Origin of the sequence: Dyella sp. AtDHG13, assembly GCF_003201105.1 — a bacterium.
Taxonomy (GTDB): domain Bacteria; phylum Pseudomonadota; class Gammaproteobacteria; order Xanthomonadales; family Rhodanobacteraceae; genus Dyella; species Dyella jiangningensis_B.
The window spans coordinates 156,349-169,612 of the sequence record NZ_QICJ01000009.1 but is presented as its reverse complement, the minus strand read 5'-3'; the positions used below and the strand labels follow the sequence as shown (position 1 = coordinate 169,612).

At 67.2% G+C, this 13,264-nt stretch carries 13 protein-coding genes; 9 read left to right on the top strand and 4 right to left on the bottom strand.

What is annotated here, in order from left to right; all coding sequences use genetic code 11:
* The first annotated feature begins 2 nt into the window (after nucleotides 1-2).
* From BDW41_RS15780 to BDW41_RS15745, 8 genes are all read left to right on the top strand, one after another.
* On the top strand, nucleotides 3-440 hold the full coding sequence (locus BDW41_RS15780; RefSeq protein ID WP_074550002.1) for a GNAT family N-acetyltransferase: 438 nt from the start codon (nucleotides 3-5) through the stop codon (nucleotides 438-440).
* A 34-nt stretch (nucleotides 441-474) separates the two neighbouring features.
* Nucleotides 475-1,569, top strand: a complete 1,095-nt coding sequence (locus tag BDW41_RS15775) for an acetylornithine deacetylase (protein WP_074550000.1) — start codon at nucleotides 475-477, stop codon at nucleotides 1,567-1,569.
* 6 nt (nucleotides 1,570-1,575) lie between these two features.
* On the top strand, nucleotides 1,576-2,892 hold the full coding sequence (locus BDW41_RS15770) for an acetylglutamate kinase (protein ID WP_074549998.1): 1,317 nt from the start codon (nucleotides 1,576-1,578) through the stop codon (nucleotides 2,890-2,892).
* 3 nt (nucleotides 2,893-2,895) lie between these two features.
* Complete coding sequence (argC, locus tag BDW41_RS15765; RefSeq protein ID WP_074549996.1) at nucleotides 2,896-3,867, top strand: N-acetyl-gamma-glutamyl-phosphate reductase; 972 nt, start codon at nucleotides 2,896-2,898, stop codon at nucleotides 3,865-3,867.
* Nucleotides 3,868-3,948: 81 nt separating this feature from the next.
* Nucleotides 3,949-5,244 carry an argininosuccinate lyase gene (gene argH, locus BDW41_RS15760; RefSeq protein ID WP_074549994.1) on the top strand — a complete coding sequence of 432 codons (1,296 nt, stop codon included), beginning with the start codon at nucleotides 3,949-3,951 and terminating at the stop codon, nucleotides 5,242-5,244.
* 13 nt (nucleotides 5,245-5,257) lie between these two features.
* Nucleotides 5,258-5,617: a cupin domain-containing protein gene (locus BDW41_RS15755; protein WP_074549992.1), complete on the top strand. Its 360-nt coding sequence runs from the start codon at nucleotides 5,258-5,260 to the stop codon at nucleotides 5,615-5,617.
* Nucleotides 5,614-6,789, top strand: a complete 1,176-nt coding sequence (proB, locus tag BDW41_RS15750) for a glutamate 5-kinase (RefSeq protein ID WP_074549990.1) — start codon at nucleotides 5,614-5,616, stop codon at nucleotides 6,787-6,789. Before BDW41_RS15755 ends, proB begins: the two co-directional genes overlap by 4 nt.
* On the top strand, nucleotides 6,786-8,051 hold the full coding sequence (locus BDW41_RS15745; RefSeq protein WP_074549989.1) for a glutamate-5-semialdehyde dehydrogenase: 1,266 nt from the start codon (nucleotides 6,786-6,788) through the stop codon (nucleotides 8,049-8,051). Before proB ends, BDW41_RS15745 begins: the two co-directional genes overlap by 4 nt.
* A gap of 3 nt (nucleotides 8,052-8,054) precedes the next feature.
* On the opposite strand, the gene BDW41_RS15740 is transcribed toward BDW41_RS15745, so the two are convergent.
* Nucleotides 8,055-8,978: a LysR family transcriptional regulator gene (locus BDW41_RS15740; RefSeq protein WP_074549988.1), complete on the bottom strand. Its 924-nt coding sequence runs from the start codon at nucleotides 8,976-8,978 to the stop codon at nucleotides 8,055-8,057.
* A 118-nt stretch (nucleotides 8,979-9,096) separates the two neighbouring features.
* Here BDW41_RS15740 and BDW41_RS15735 point away from each other — a divergent pair, with 118 nt between their 5' ends.
* On the top strand, nucleotides 9,097-10,344 hold the full coding sequence (locus BDW41_RS15735; RefSeq protein WP_083337703.1) for an MFS transporter: 1,248 nt from the start codon (nucleotides 9,097-9,099) through the stop codon (nucleotides 10,342-10,344).
* On the opposite strand, the gene kynU is transcribed toward BDW41_RS15735, so the two are convergent.
* The 3 genes from kynU to BDW41_RS15720 are packed head-to-tail and all read right to left on the bottom strand — an operon-like array spanning nucleotide 10,345 to nucleotide 13,213.
* A complete protein-coding gene (kynU, locus tag BDW41_RS15730) occupies nucleotides 10,345-11,625 on the bottom strand; it encodes a kynureninase (RefSeq protein ID WP_074549986.1) in 1,281 nt (426 codons plus the stop codon). It abuts the gene before it with no gap.
* A 56-nt stretch (nucleotides 11,626-11,681) separates the two neighbouring features.
* Complete coding sequence (locus BDW41_RS15725) at nucleotides 11,682-12,182, bottom strand: hypothetical protein (RefSeq protein WP_074549985.1); 501 nt, start codon at nucleotides 12,180-12,182, stop codon at nucleotides 11,682-11,684.
* The gene (locus tag BDW41_RS15720; protein WP_074549984.1) at nucleotides 12,179-13,213 is read right to left on the bottom strand and encodes an amidohydrolase family protein; all 1,035 of its coding nucleotides are present in this window, start codon (nucleotides 13,211-13,213) and stop codon (nucleotides 12,179-12,181) included. The genes BDW41_RS15725 and BDW41_RS15720 overlap by 4 nt, the downstream gene beginning before the upstream one ends.
* Between the last annotated feature and the right edge of the window lie 51 nt (nucleotides 13,214-13,264).

Genomic DNA, 13,264 nt, shown 5'->3' with positions numbered 1-13,264 from the left:
TGATGGATGGCAAACTGCGTATCTCCACCGACAAGGGTCAGCTCGATCTCGCGCTGATCCATGGATTCCTTTCGACCGGGTCGACCTGGGCGCAGGGCATCCCGCTGTCGACGGTGCGCCGTTCGATTGAACATTCGCTGTGCTTCGGCGGTTACGTCAACGGCAGCCAGGTGGCGTTTGCTCGGGTCATTTCCGACTACGCGACCTTCGCCAACCTGGTGGACGTGTTCGTGCTGCCCGAGCATCGCGGCAAGGCCTACGGCAAGCAGATGGTGGAGGCGGTGATGGCGCACACTGACCTGCAGGGTTTGCGCCGCTTCACGCTCGCCACCTTCGACGCGCACGAGCTCTACGCCCGGCACGGTTTTACCGCGCCTTCGCGCCCCGACACGCTGATGGAAATCTATCGGCCTGGAATCTATCAAGCGGCCCGTTCCTGACGGGCACGGCGACGCATCGACAACGACGGACTTCATGAGCGCACTACTGGACGACACCCTTCGACATCTTCGCGCGTTGGTCAGCTACGACACGCGCAATCCGCCGCGCGAGATCGGCCCCGGCGGCATCTTCGATTACCTGCGGGACAACCTGCCGGGCTTCGACGTCACCGTGACCGATTACGGCGCCGGCGCCGTGACGCTGTACGCCGTGCGTGGCACGCCCCGGTTGCTGTTCAACGTGCACCTGGACACCGTACCGGATTCGCCGCACTGGACGGCCAATCCGCATGAGCTGCGCGTGACCGAAGACCGCGCCATCGGCCTCGGCGCGTGCGACATCAAGGGCGCAGCCGCCGCACTCGTCGCCGTCGCCAACGTGACCCAGGGCGACATGGCGCTGCTGCTGTCCACCGACGAGGAAGCGAACGATCCGCGTTGCATCGCCGGCTTCCTCAAGGACAAGCCCGCCTACGACGCCGTCATCGTGGCCGAGCCCACCAAGGGCGAGGCGGTGCTGGCGCATCGTGGCATCCATTCGGTGCACATGCGCTTCAAGGGCAGCGCAGGCCACGCCTCGGGCGAGCAGAAACCCAGCGACAGCGCCGTGCACCAGGCGGTGCGCTGGGGCGCCGCCGCGCTCGACTACGTGGAGAAGCAGGCGCACGAACGCTTCGGCGGGCTGACCGGCCTGCGCTTCAACATCGGCCGCGTCGATGGCGGCATCAAGGCCAACATGATCGCTCCGTCGGCGGACGTGCGTTTCGGTTTCCGTCCACTGCCGACCATGGCGCCGGATCAGCTGCTGGAGACGTTCCGCACGCTGGTCGAGCCGCAGCCGGTGTCGTTCGAGGAACTGTTCCGCGGCGATTCGCTGCCGGCCGGCGACACGGCCACGGCGGAAGCGCGCCGACTGGCCGCGCGCGACCTGGCCGACGAGCTGAACATCCCCATCGGCAATGCCGTGGACTTCTGGACGGAAGCGGCGCTGTTCTCCGCCGCCGGCTACATCAGCTTCGTCTACGGCCCCGGCGACATCGCCCAGGCGCACACCGCCGACGAGTGGGTCTCGCTGGACCAGCTCAAGCACTACGCCGACACCATCTACCGCCTCATCGATAAGAGTTAAACCACTGTGGAAGCCCACAAGCACACCCGGAAAACCATCGTCCGCCTGCTTTCGAGCATGGGCAGCGCGAAGGAGATCCAGCAATACCTCAAGCGCTTCTCGCAGCTCGACGCCAAGCGCTTCGCCGTGGTGAAGGTTGGCGGCGCGGTGCTGCGCGACGACCTGCCGGCGCTCACGTCCTCGTTGACCTTCCTGCAGCAGGTGGGCCTGACGCCCATCGTGCTGCATGGCGCGGGCCCGCAGCTGGACGAAGAGCTTTCCGCCGCCGGCATCGAGAAGCACACGGTGAACGGCCTGCGCGTGACCACGCCCAAGGCGCTCGCCATCGTGCGCAAAGTGTTCCAGGACCAGAACCTGCGCCTGGTCGAGGCGCTGCAGACCATGGATACGCGCGCCACCTCGGTGCTGTCGGGCGTGTTCACCGCAAGCTATCTGGATCGCGATACCTACGGCCTGGTGGGCAAGGTGAGCAGCATCAACCTTGCGCCGATCGAGGCCAGCCTGCGTGCCGGTTCCATCCCGGTCATCGCCAGCCTGGGCGAGACGGAGGAGGGCCAGATCCTCAACGTCAACGCGGATTTCGCCGCCAACGAACTGGTGCGCGTGCTGCAGCCGTACAAGATCGTTTTCCTTACGGGCACCGGCGGCCTGCTGGACGACAAGGGCAACATCATCGACTCGATCAACCTGAGCACCGAGTTCGAACACCTGATGTCGCAGCCTTGGATCAACGGCGGCATGCGTCTGAAGATCGAGCAGATCGCCGATCTGCTGAACGACCTGCCGCTGACCTCGTCGGTATCCATCACCAAGCCCTCGGAGCTGGCCAAGGAGCTGTTCACGCACAAGGGCTCGGGCACGCTGGTGCGTCGCGGCGAAAAGGTGAAGCGCTTCGAGTCGTGGGAAGGCATCGACCTGGCGCGCATGCGCGAGCTGGTCGAATCGAGCTTCGGCCGCGCGCTGGTGCCGGATTACTTCGAACGCACCAAGCCCTTCCGCATCTACGTGAGCGAGAACTACCGCACGGCGATGATCCTCACTCTGGAAGACGGCCTGCCGTACCTGGATAAGTTCGCCGTGCTTGATGATGCGCAGGGCGAAGGCCTGGGCCGCGCCGTGTGGCAGGTGATGCGCGAGGAGAATCCGCAGCTGTTCTGGCGCTCGCGCCACGGCAACACGGTCAATCACTTCTACTACGCCGAATCGGATGGTTGCCTCAAGCAGCCGCGCTGGAAAGTGTTCTGGTACGGCATCGAGGACTTTGACACGATCGCCCGCTGCGTCGCGCATTGCGCCCAGCGCCAGCCGACCCTGGTGGACTGAATCATGAGTGGAACCAAGCATCGCATCGGTATCGTCGGCGCACGCGGCCACACCGGCGCCGAACTCATCCGCCTGGTGGCGGCGCATCCCGCGCTGGAACTGGCGTTCGTTTCTTCGCGCGAACTGGACGGCCAGCGCGTAGCTGACCACGTGGCCGGTTTCTCCGGCGATCTGCGCTACGTCAACCTCGATGCCGACGCGGTGGCCGCGCAGGGCGCGGACGTCGTGGTGCTCGCCCTGCCCAACGGCAAGGCGGCGCCGTTCGTCGAGGCCATCGACAAGGCGAAGCCCGATACGCTGATCGTGGATCTGTCGGCCGACTACCGCTTCAACGAGAAGTGGTACTACGGCTTGCCGGAACTGACGCGTGATCGCTGGCGCGGCGAGAAGCGCATCAGCAATCCCGGCTGCTACGCCACGGCGATCCAGCTTTCCATCGCGCCGCTGAAGGACTTGCTGGCGGCGCCGCCGGTGAGCTTCGGCGTGTCGGGCTACTCGGGCGCCGGCACCACGCCGTCGGACAAGAACGACCCGGAGAAGCTGCGCGACAACCTCATGCCGTACTCGCTGACCGGCCACATGCACGAGAAGGAAGCGAGCCGTCACCTCAACGTGCCGGTGGAATTCATGCCGCACGTGGCGCCGCATTTCCGTGGCCTTACCGTCACCACCAATCTCTATCTGGCCCGCCAGGTGAAGCGCGAGGACATCGTCAATCGCTTCAAGGCCGCGTATGAAGGCGAGAAGCTGGTGCATGTGGTGGACGAAGCGCCCTGGGTCAGCCACATCGCGCACAAGCACCACGTGGACATCGGTGGTTTTGCCGTGTCCAACGACGGCAAGCGCGTGGTGGTGGTGGCGACGCTGGACAACCTGTTGAAGGGCGCGGCGACCCAGGCCATGCAGAACATCAACCGCGCCATGGGCGTGGACGAGTACACGGCGATCCCCATTCAAGAGCGAGAAGTGAGTTAAGAGGAGTGAGTAGAGAGAGGTGCTGCAGCCCTGGCTTTCTCTCGTTTCTCACTTCTCATTCCTCGTTTCCAAGGATTTTTTATGACGCAACCCCTCTGGCAGAAATCCAACATCAAGATCGACGCGCGCATCATGGCGTTTCTCGCCGGCGACGACGTGCTGCTGGACCGCGAGTTCTTCCTGCACGACATCACCGCGAGCAAGGCGCATGTCGAAGGCCTGGCCAATATCGGCGTGGTGAGCGCCGATGAGGCGGCAGCGCTCAAGCGCGAGCTGGACGTGCTGGCGGAGGATTTCCGCGCCGGCCACTTCGTGCTGGACGACCGCTATGAAGACGGACATTCGGCCATCGAGGCGCGCCTGACCGAGCGCCTGGGCGATGCCGGTCGCCGTGTTCACACCGGGCGCAGCCGCAACGATCAGATCCTGGTCGCGACGCGCCTGTGGCTGAAGGAAAAACTGGCCGAACTGGAGCAGCATTGCCGTGCCATCGCGAAGGTCTGCCTCGACCGTGCCGCCCAGCCGGCGATTCCGCTGCCGGGCTACACCCATCTGCAGCGCGCCGTGGTGTCGTCGACCGGCATGTGGTTCGCGGGCTTTGCGGAAGGCTTTATCGACAACGCCCTGCGTGCGCAGCAGACCGCGCTGCTGATCGATGCCAATCCGCTGGGCACCGCCGCAGGCTACGGCGTGAACCTCAAGCTGGACCGCGAGCACACCACGCAGGCGCTGGGCTTCGCCCGCATGCAGGTGTCGCCGATCTACGCGCAGCTTTCGCGCGGCAAGTTCGAGATGGCCGTGCTCGAAGCCATTGCCGGTGCCTTGCTCGACGTGCGCCGCCTGGCGTGGGATCTCTCGCTGTTCACCACGGCGGAATTCAATTTCGTGAAGCTGCCGTCCGAATACACCACAGGCAGCTCGATCATGCCGAACAAGCGCAACCCGGACGTGGTGGAACTGCTGCGCGCCAGCTACGCCAGCGTGGCGGCGGCCCGCACCGAGATCGAGCAGCTGCTGTCGCTGCCCTCCGGCTACCAGCGCGACCTGCAGTTCTCCAAGGGCTCGCTGTTCCACGGTTGCCGTCACGGCCTGGCCGCGCTGGAACTGGTGCCCGACCTGCTGGCCCGCATGGAATGGAACGAACCGGCCATGCGCGCCGCCATCGAGCCGGCCATGTATGCCACCGACGTGGCCATCGAGCAGGCGGCGGCGGGCGTGCCGTTCCGTGACGCCTATCGTGCGGCGGCGGACGCGGCGGCCTCGGCCGGCGAGGGGCGTACGCCCGAAGCCAGCCTGGCGGCCCGCGTGTCGCCCGGTTCGGGCCACGACCTGCGCCTGGATGCCTTGCGCGATAGACTCAGCCGTCTGGACGGCTAAACGGAGAATCGGCATGGGGACCGTCAGTACGGGGAATGCCGAACACTACCGCTGGGGGCAAGGTTGCGACGGCTGGCATCTGCTGGCCGGCGATGACCTTAGCGTGATCGAGGAGCGCATGCCTCCCGGCACATGGGAGGCGCGCCACCGGCACGCGCGTTCGCGGCAGTTCTTCTATGTGCTGCAGGGCGAACTGACGTTGGAACTGGACGGCCAGCGCCATCGCCTCGCAGCGGAACACGGCCTGCACGTGCCGCCGGGCGCTGCCCACCAGGCTCGCAATGACAGCGGGGCGGAATTACGGATGCTGGTGGTGTCGTCGCCCCGCAGCCACGGCGACCGTATCGATGCTCCCGTGGAGGCCGAGGCATGAGCGGCGCGCAGCACGAACAGGCCATGCCCGTACAGGCGTTACCCGCGTGGCGGCGGGCCGTGCTCAAGGTGGGCAGCAACCTGCTGGCGGCCGATGGCGGCGGCCTCACGCCACGCTATGCCGCGGCTCTCGCGGCCTTTATCCAGGCGAGCCGTGCCGCGGGCCGGCAAGTGGTGCTGGTGTCTTCCGGGGCGGTGGCGGCGGGCCGCGCGCAGTTGCGCGCGCATGCGCCCAGCGGCGGCGACCTCGCCGCGAAACAGGCCCTGGCCGCGCTGGGGCAGGCCCCGATGATCGCGTTGTGGCAGTCCTTGAGCCCATGCCCTGTCGCGCAGGTGCTGTTGACGCATGACGACCTGCGCAACCGGCGCCGCTATCTCAATGCGCGCACCACCTTGCGCGAACTGCTGGCGCTCGATGTCCTGCCGGTGGTGAACGAGAACGATACCGTTGCCGTCGATGAGTTGAAGTTGGGCGACAACGACAACCTCGCCGCCATCGTGGCGGCGCTGGTGGATGCCGACCTGTTGCTGATCGCCTCGGATATCGATGCGCTGTACACGGCCGATCCGCGCCGCGATCCCATGGCCGTGCCATTGGCGCGGGTCGCGTCGCTGACGCCGGACATCCTCGCGATGGCGGGCGGCAGCGGCAGCGCCGTGGGCACGGGCGGCATGCGCACCAAGCTGGAAGCCGCCGCCAAGGCCGCGGCGGCTGGCGTTCCCACCGCGCTGTTCAGTGGCAGGAACGATGCTGCCGTCGCCGCGCTGGCGCACGATCGGCTGCAGGGCACGTATTTCGAGGCCGGCCGCAGCCGCATGCAGGCGCGCAAGTACTGGCTGCGCCACGCACCGGCGGCGCCGGGGCGTATTCGCGTCGATGAGGGTGCAGCCAGAGCGCTGGCGAGCGGTCGCGCTTCGCTGTTGCCGGGTGGCGTGCTGGAGGCGGCAGGCGAATTCCATCGCGGCGACCTGGTGGAGATCGTCGACGCCGCCGGTCATGCGGTGGCACGCGGGCTGTGCCAGTACGGCGCGGCCGAGGTGAAGCGCGTGGCCGGGAGGCACAGCCGCGACATCGACGCCGTGCTGGGCTACAGCTATGGCGCGGAGATCGTCCATCGCGACGACCTTGCTCCGCTGGCCGAGATCGAAACCATCGGAGACATCGACGCATGAGCGACATCCGTTCACTGGCGCTGGCCTGCCGCGATGCGGCGCCACGGTTGGCGATGCTCGATACCGCGGCGAAGCGGGCGCTGTTGAACGATATGGCGGATGCCTTGTCGCGCCGAACGGACGCTGTCCTTCAGGCGAATGCGGAGGATGTGCGGTCGGCCGCCGAGAAGGGCGTGCAGGGTGCGATGCTCGACCGTCTGCGCCTGGACGCGGCACGCGTGGCCGGCATCGTTCAGGCGCTGCGCGACGTTGCCTCGCTACCCGATCCGGTGGGCAACATCACGCGCCGTGACACGCTATCCAATGGCGTCGTGGTGGAGCGCGTGCGCATTCCGCTGGGCGTGGTGGCGATGATCTACGAAGCGCGTCCCAACGTGACCGCCGATGCGGCCGCGCTGTGCCTGATGGCCGGCAATGCGGTGATCCTGCGCGGAGGTTCCGAGGCCATCCATTCCAATCGGGCGATTGCCGCAGCCCTGCACGAAGCCTTGCGCGCGCACGGCCTGCCCGAAGCGGCCGTGACGCTGGTGGAGGATCTTCGCCGCGAGACCATGATCGAACTGCTGCAGCTGAGCGACATCGTGGACCTCGCCATTCCACGTGGCGGCGAGGGGCTGATCCGCTTCGTCACCGAGCATGCGCGCGTACCGGTGATCAAGCATTACAAGGGCGTGTGCCATCTATACGTCGATGCGTCCGCCGACCTCGCGCTCGCCTTGAACCTGCTGGTCGACGGCAAGACATCGCGGCCGGGCGTCTGCAATGCGCTGGAAACCCTGCTGGTCCATCGCGATGTGGCGCAGGATTTCCTGCCGCGCGCCGCCGCCGCGCTGGGTGAACGCGGTGTGGTGCTGAAAGGCGACAATGTCACGCGCGCGCTCGTGCCCGATGCCAGCGTCGCCACGGATGACGATTACGCCGCCGAATTTCTCGACCTGGTGATCGCCGTGCGGGTGGTGGACAGCCTGGACGAGGCGATCGCCCATATCCGCCGTTACGGCTCGGACCACACCGAAGTCATTGCCACCACCGACGACGCGGCGGCACGGCGATTCGTGCAGTCACTGCGCTCCGCAGTGGTGATGGTCAATGCGTCCTCGCGCTTCTCCGACGGTGGGCAGCTGGGGCTGGGTGCGGAGATCGGCATCTCGACCACGCGCCTGCATGCCTACGGCCCGATGGGCGCGGAGTCGCTGACCATCGAGCGTTTCGTGGTGCGCGGGGAAGGGCAGGTGCGGCATCCGGAGAGCCGCGTCGGTTGATGCTCAGCCCGTATCGCTGGCTCGGCGCGACGGTGGCCGTTGCGAAGTGATCAGCTTGAGCTGTTCCAGCAGCACCGCCACCGGTGCATCGAGACGCGGCGGCAGGGCGCGGTGGATCAGCCAGGCGACCATGTCCAATTGGAAGTCGGTGATGGTGAGCACGCGGACCTGCTTGCGGTAAGGACTGGCCGCCAGCAGGTCCGGCGTGACGATGCCGATGCCCGCGCCACGCGCCACCAGCGACAGCTGCAGGTCCGCGCCGAATGCTTCGATGCCGACGTTGCAGGGCAGGCCGCGCTCTTCCATCGCGCGCCGAAGCGTGGAACGCATGCCGCATCCGTTCTGGCTGAGCACCCACGGAAACGCGGACAGATCCTTGAGCGACACGCGGCCGCGCAAACCCAGCGAAGGCGCCGCCACGATGCGTATCGGCTGGCGGTCGAAGGCGTGCGTGATCATGCCCTGCGGCGGTGGCGAGCTTTCCGACAGCAGGACGGCGGAGACATCCAGCAGCCCTTGCTCGACCTGCTCCACCAGCCCGGGCGACCAGGCGGCCTGGATGCGCAAGGTAAGGCCGGGGAAGCGGGCGCGCAGCTGATCGACCGGCGCCGCGAGCGCGCGCTCGGCGAGATAGGGCGGCACGCCCAGCCGGAACTCGCCGGTGGGCTCCGTGTCGGCGCGGGCGAGCGCGAGCAGGCTCGCTTCCGCATGCAGCAGATCCCGCCCTTTCTGGTAGATCTCGCGCCCTGCCGCGGTGGGGCGCAGCGGCTTGGACTGGCGATCCAGCAGCTCAATGCCCAGCAGGGCTTCCAGGCTTTGCACGCGACGTGTCACGCCCGGCTGGGTGAGGTGCAACAGGGCGGCGGCCTGCACGATGGAGCCCGTGTCGACCACGGCCATGAAGGCTTTGACGTCTCGCGTGTTCATGCGGATGGCTTCATCACATCATGCGAAGTACGCATGAAAGTTATGAATATTATTCACTGTTGTTATGTCGTGGGCGTATTTAGCATCCAAGGCCTGTCGAATGGCAAGGCCCCAGCTCATGGAATATCGCTCCCATCGCCGTATCGAAGTCGCCGCGGATGACGCGCCGGCGGAACTCACCACGCCGCTGACGCTGCTGTTCGCCTTTGCGGTGGGCGTGATCATCATCAACCTCACGGCGGCGCAGCCCTTGGCGGGTCCCGTGGCGCGAGCCGTGCACTTGCCGGCGTCGCTGACCGGCCTAGTGGCCATGCTTCCGCAGCTCGGTTACGCGGTGGGCATGTTGTTCCTCGTGCCGCTGGCGGACCTGTTCGAGAATCGCCGCCTGACCACGATCACGCTGGTGGCCTGTGCGCTGGCGCTGGGCACCGCCGCCGTGGCGCAGCAGGCGTGGTGGCTGCTGCTCGCGGTGTGCGTGGCGGGCACGACCTCATGCGCCATCCAGATCCTTGTGCCGCTGGCGGCGGCCATGGCCCGGCCGGAGCATCGCGGCAGCGCTGTGGGCAATGTGATGAGCGGCGTGATGCTTGGCATCCTGCTGTCGCGGCCGTTCGCGAGCCTGGTCGAAGGCACGTGGGGATGGCGCGCCTGCTACGGCTTGCTGGCCCTCTTCGACGTGCTGCTCGCCGTGGCGCTGTGGTTTGCGCTGCCCACGCGACAGCCGCCGGTGCATGCCTCGTATCGCGCGTTGATCGCGTCGCTGTGGTCGCTGTGGCGCGATGAGCGAGTGTTGCGGCGGTATGCGGTATCGGCGGCCGTCGTCATGGCAGCGTTCAGCGCCTTCTGGACGGGCATTGCATTGCGCCTGGTGCAGGCGCCGTTCCTGCTGGACAGCCGCGGGCTTGCCTGGTTCGCGCTGGCGGGAGTCGCCGGCACGGTGGTCGCGCCATTGGCGGGCAAGGCGGGCGATCGCGGCTACAGCGTGGTGGGCATGCCGATTGCCCACGTGGTGGCGACGGCTGGCTTTGTGCTGGCGGGCGTGGCGGGAGCGGGCTGGTTCGGGCTGGATGTTGCCGGCCATCCGTCGCTGGCGCTGGGCCTGATGGTGGTGGCGGCCATCGTGCTGGATGCTGGCGCCATCGGCGATCAGACCTTGGGCCGGCGCGCCATCAACATGCTCGATCCGGCCGCGCGCAGCCGCTTGAATGGCTTGTTCGTCGGCGTGTTCTTCATCGGCGGCGGCGCGGGCGCCGTGGTGGCCGGCAGTGCGTGGGCCTTGGCGGGATGGACAGGCGTGTGCGTCGTCGGCCTTGGGCTGTGCGCGCTGGCTTTCGTCGGCGACGCGCTGGCGCGGCGCGCCGCGTAATTATCCCCGCTGCACCCAGCGTCGCGTGGCTTCGGCAAACGCCACGCAATCGGCAAAGCGGTTGTAGAGCGGCGTGGGTGAAATGCGGATCACGTCCGGTTCGCGCCAGTCACCGACGATGCCGTGCTCCATCAGATACTCGAACAGCGAACGGCCACGCGCGCGGCCACCCTGCACGCGGATGGAAAGCTGCGAGCCGCGGCGTTGCGGGTCGCTTGGCGTCACCACCTCCAGCACGTCGCCCAGCTGCGTCTGCACCAGCCATTCCAGATAGCCGGTAAGGCGTAGTGATTTCTCGCGCAGGTTGGACATGCCGGCGCGCACGAACATCTCCAGCGACACGCGCAGCGGCGCCAGCGCGAGGATGGGCGGGTTGCTCAGCTGCCAGCCGTCCGCGCCGTAGGTGGGCACGAACTGCGGTCCCATCTGGAAACGCGTGGTCTTGTCGTGCCCCCACCAGCCGGCGAAGCGCGGCAGCGTGGTGCGCGCGTGGCGCTCGTGCACGAAGGCGCCGCCGACGGCGCCGGGGCCACTGTTGAGGTATTTGTAGCTGCACCAGATGGCGAAGTCGCAGCCGACATCGTGCAATTGCAGCGGCAGATTGCCCACCGCGTGCGCCAGGTCGAAGCCGACCATGCAACCGTGGCGACTGGCCAGTCGCGTGATGGCCGCGAGATCGAACGCCTGGCCCGTGCGGTACTGCACGCCGGGCAGCATCACCAGCGCGATGCGCGAACCGTGCTCGGCCAGCACGCGCTCGATGGCATCCATGGAAATCGTGCCGTTCGCTTCGTCGCCCTGCAGTTCGATCAGCGACGTGGCCGGGTCGTAGCCGTGGAAGCGCACCTGCGATTCCACCGCATAACGGTCGGTGGGAAACGAGCCCGCCTCGATCAGGATGGCGTGGCGCTCCGGCGTGGGGCGATAAAAGCTCACCATCATCAGATGCAGGTTCACGCCCAGCGTGTTCATCGCCACCACTTCGGACGGCTGCGCGCCCACCACGGCGGCGAGGTCGTCGCGCACGAACTCGTGGTAGTCCATCCACGGCAGGCGGCCCTTGAAGTGGCCTTCCACCGCGAGGTTCGACCAGTCGTCCAGTTCCGCACCCAGCGCGTCGCGCACGGCACGCGGCTGCAGGCCCAGCGAGTTGCCGCAGAAATAGTGGCTGTCGCGGCCCTCGTGCGGAGGAATCAGGAATTCGTCGCGAAAGCCGCGCAGCGGGTCGGCGGCATCCTGGGCCTGCGCCCAGGCAAGGGTGGCTTCGTAGGGAGCGGACATCGGGGAGTCTCTTGCGGAAGCGTCGTGCCGACGGCGGCACGACGCGAAGGAACGGCTTACTTCAGGGACGCGGCGATGTCGTTGCAACCCTTGTCGAACGCCGACTGCCACGCCGCGCCGGCCTGGCTGGGACGCACGCAACGCAGCTGGATGGCGTGGTTGTTCTTGAGCCAGTAGCGTTCGCTGTAGCTGTACTGCGCGCCGTTTTCCTGCGCGGTGTAGACGAAGTTGTCCGCCGCGCCGCCGCTGGCGGCCTGGTAGCCGGTGAGCGCTTTGGCCTTGCTCATGGCGCTGGCCACGTACTGCTGGAACTCGCTGCTGTTGCCGACCTGCTTTACCGTGACGGAAATGCGGGCAAGGCTGTTGCTGCCGTTGGGCGAGGGGTCGGGCACCTGGAAGACGCGTGCCTCGGGGTCGCTGTCGGTTTCCAGGATGTCTACCCACTGGTCCGGCGTGCGGAAGGTGACGCTGCCGCCGGCCATGCTGACGTCGCCGGCCTGCGCGGCTCCGCTGAGCACGAGGGCGCCGGCGATTACCGTATTGCGGAAGAAGCTCATGCCTTTTCCTGTGAGAGGGTGTGAGGTTGGAAACGCTGTAGCGGCAGCCCCAGCCATTCCAGGGCGGTGCCGTGGAAGAGCTGCGCGCGGGCGGCCTGGTCGAGCCCGAGTGACTCGATGCCGCTGCCCGGATGCTGTTCCCCCAGCGGGAAAGGATAATCGGTCCCCAGCATCACGCGCTCGACCCCGGTCACATCCAGGAGATAGCGCAAGGCCTGCGGGTCGTGCACGCACGAGTCGAAATACAGCCGCTTGAGGTATTCGCGCGGGTTGCGCGGGTTGTCCGTGGCGACCAGGTCCGGGCGCATGCGAAAGCCGTGCTCGATGCGGCCGATGGACCAGGGGAAGCTGCCGCCGCCGTGGGCCAGCATCACGCGCAGCTTGGGCAGGCGTTCGAGCACGCCGCCGAACACCAGGCAGCAGCCTGCGCGCGACTGCTCGGCGGGCATGCCCACCAGCCACGGCAGCCAGTACTTGGGCATGCTGGCGGCGCCCATCATGTCCCAGGGATGCACCATGATCGCGGCGCCGAGATCGGCCGCGGCCTCGAAGAAGGGGAACAGCTCCGGCGCGTCGAGGTTCCACTCGTTGCAGTGCGAGCCCACCTGCACGCCCTGCAGGCCGAGCTCGTCGATGCAGCGCTCCAGCTCGCGTATGGCCAGCTCCGGCGATTGCAGCGGCACGGTGCCGATACCGGCGTAGTGGCGCGGATGGTCGTTGCAGATCCGCGCCATGTCGTCGTTCAGGTGGCGATGCAGCTCCAGCGCCTGGTAGCCCGGCGCCCAGTAGGAGAACAGCACCGGTACGGTGGAGACCACCTGCACGCTCACCCCGAACCGCGCGTAATCGTCGATGCGCTGCTGTGGATCGAAGGCGGACTCCCACACCTCGCGGAAAAACTTGCCGTCCTTGTAGATGCGATGGCGCCCGTCGTTGTGGATCATCACGGGGAAGCGATCGTCCCCGTACTTGGCGGCCAGGTTCGGCCAGTCGCGGGGCAGGATGTGGGCGTGCGTATCGATCTTGAGCATGTTCCCGAGTGTATGCCACGGCCGGGGCGCCGTCTCGGCGCGGTGCAGCGT

Excerpts from the sequence above, each read along its gene's own strand:
- BDW41_RS15780 (WP_074550002.1), top strand. The coding sequence starts at position 3 with ATGGATGGCAAACTGCGTATCTCCACCGACAAGGGTCAGCTCGATCTC.
- BDW41_RS15755 (WP_074549992.1), top strand. The coding sequence starts at position 5,258 with ATGGGGACCGTCAGTACGGGGAATGCCGAACACTACCGCTGGGGGCAA.
- kynU (WP_074549986.1), bottom strand. The coding sequence starts at position 11,625 with ATGTCCGCTCCCTACGAAGCCACCCTTGCCTGGGCGCAGGCCCAGGAT.
- argC (WP_074549996.1), top strand. The coding sequence starts at position 2,896 with ATGAGTGGAACCAAGCATCGCATCGGTATCGTCGGCGCACGCGGCCAC.
- BDW41_RS15725 (WP_074549985.1), bottom strand. The coding sequence starts at position 12,182 with ATGAGCTTCTTCCGCAATACGGTAATCGCCGGCGCCCTCGTGCTCAGC.
- BDW41_RS15740 (WP_074549988.1), bottom strand. The coding sequence starts at position 8,978 with ATGAACACGCGAGACGTCAAAGCCTTCATGGCCGTGGTCGACACGGGC.
- BDW41_RS15720 (WP_074549984.1), bottom strand. The coding sequence starts at position 13,213 with ATGCTCAAGATCGATACGCACGCCCACATCCTGCCCCGCGACTGGCCG.
- BDW41_RS15775 (WP_074550000.1), top strand. The coding sequence starts at position 475 with ATGAGCGCACTACTGGACGACACCCTTCGACATCTTCGCGCGTTGGTC.
- BDW41_RS15745 (WP_074549989.1), top strand. The coding sequence starts at position 6,786 with ATGAGCGACATCCGTTCACTGGCGCTGGCCTGCCGCGATGCGGCGCCA.
- argH (WP_074549994.1), top strand. The coding sequence starts at position 3,949 with ATGACGCAACCCCTCTGGCAGAAATCCAACATCAAGATCGACGCGCGC.
- BDW41_RS15735 (WP_083337703.1), top strand. The coding sequence starts at position 9,097 with ATGGAATATCGCTCCCATCGCCGTATCGAAGTCGCCGCGGATGACGCG.
- proB (WP_074549990.1), top strand. The coding sequence starts at position 5,614 with ATGAGCGGCGCGCAGCACGAACAGGCCATGCCCGTACAGGCGTTACCC.